Genomic DNA, 1,602 nt, shown 5'->3' with positions numbered 1-1,602 from the left:
TATTGACCTGTGACCAGGCTGACACAGAATATTGAACACCCTCGTTTTCGCTTGTCTATCCCGACCCAGATATAACCCAAAAATAGCGGAATAGCTGCAACTATATATGCGAAATATCTACCAATAGCCTGACTTACGGATAGCTTGCTACCAGTGTTTGCATCTACTATTTTCAGACGTAATGCCATTTTCCCTGGAGTTCCGAAAAAACGAAGCCAAAACCAAACAGTTGCTAAAAATGGCAGTATGTAGCTAAATATCAAGTCCCAAAACCCATGATAAAACTGATCTCCAATCCAGTATTCCTTTCCATAAATAAGAGTTAAAGGAACCCAGAAGACAATTGCTATAACGACGATATCAATTAGAACAGCCCCAAAACGAATCCAGAAACCAGCGTACTCTTGATTTTCCATTTATCTAATACTCCATAATTTAATTGAAAGGATGCTTAACACCCACACTCAGGCGAATTTGATGCAATGATCGCTTTTGCTAAAGGAAAAGTAGGCAGCGGCTCAAACGTCGCTGGCAACGTGTTGTTATATGCGCGCTGCAACTAGCCAATTCTCGCTTTCAGCGCTGCGACAAACTTTTGGTCACCCTTTTGCTCTATGGACAAAAACAATTTAATCCATCTGTCGGGGGTTTCCGTGCGAACGATATATATGCTGTCGCTAACTGGGGTTCCTGGCTTCTCAATTTCAACAGCGGTGACTTCATCTAAGGGAAGCGCGTAGATATTAAGTTTCCCATTATCTTCCGTGTAGTAAAGAATGACGTGACTCGTGGTAAGGATATTCCCGCTTTCGAGCACTGATGTTAGGCCCTGGGCGTAGAAAAATTCAACCTGATCCCCGGCAACCAGAATACCTTTTTCTTCGAGCAGCTTGATGTCTGCTTCGGGAATTTCATTCCCAGCAAGTACCCGCGTTGATGGGACAACTCCAAACGTTGAAAACAGTGAAAATCCTATCATCAAAACTGCGATTAGAACTCCTGCGCCCAAGAAGACTCCGCCCTTTCTACTCATGGCTCGATATTCTGGATCAGCCTGTTGTTCCAAACGATGATAGGCAAAGGCCCCCTGAATGGCTTTGCCATAAAAGTACACAAATACCAACGCCATTCCGATACCTGGCGCCTTGCTAGTCTCTACCGCAATTATTGCCTTCGACGCGATGAAGTACAGAAGAATAACAACCGCAGCCGTGCGGGAATGCTTATACATCCCAAAGGCACAGATAAATATGAGTGCGGCATCGACCAGATTCAGTGGATTGTTAAAGAGCGCAAACGAACCCTCGGCGTCGGTAGATATCGCGAAGGCCATTACGACGACCGTCAACGTTCCGGAAATACAGGCTGCTATCGCACCATTGCGTGTGGCTCTTATGGCTTCGTCTCTTGTCATAGTCATCCTCAATTTCTCAGTAGCATATACGCCGCCATCGAGTCGCGAAGCGGCGTTTTGGTGGCTTGTTAGGTATTTACAGATTGATTGCTACGAACTATGAAATAGAAACACATAATCAACAATAACAAGCGCGGTAACATTGGTAGTGTTCAAAATTCTGTGTCATTTCATTAAACTAAGCGAAA

The 1,602-nt window shown here is 44.4% G+C and carries 2 protein-coding genes; both read right to left on the bottom strand.

Annotated elements, in window-relative coordinates:
- A partial coding sequence (locus RNAN_RS18485) for an RDD family protein (RefSeq protein WP_052027320.1) occupies positions 1 to 416 on the bottom strand: 416 nt, incomplete at its 3' end.
- Between the two features lie 143 nt (positions 417 to 559).
- Positions 560 to 1,414 carry a hypothetical protein gene (locus RNAN_RS18480; protein ID WP_008224620.1) on the bottom strand — a complete coding sequence of 285 codons (855 nt, stop codon included), beginning with the start codon at positions 1,412 to 1,414 and terminating at the stop codon, positions 560 to 562.
- Positions 1,415 to 1,602 lie beyond the last annotated feature (188 nt).

The sequence above is a fragment of the Rheinheimera nanhaiensis E407-8 genome (genome assembly GCF_000296695.1).
Classification (GTDB): Bacteria; Pseudomonadota; Gammaproteobacteria; order Enterobacterales; family Alteromonadaceae; genus Alishewanella; species Alishewanella nanhaiensis.
Note: the sequence above shows the minus strand (reverse complement) of the source record. Positions and strands in the feature narration are given on the sequence as shown.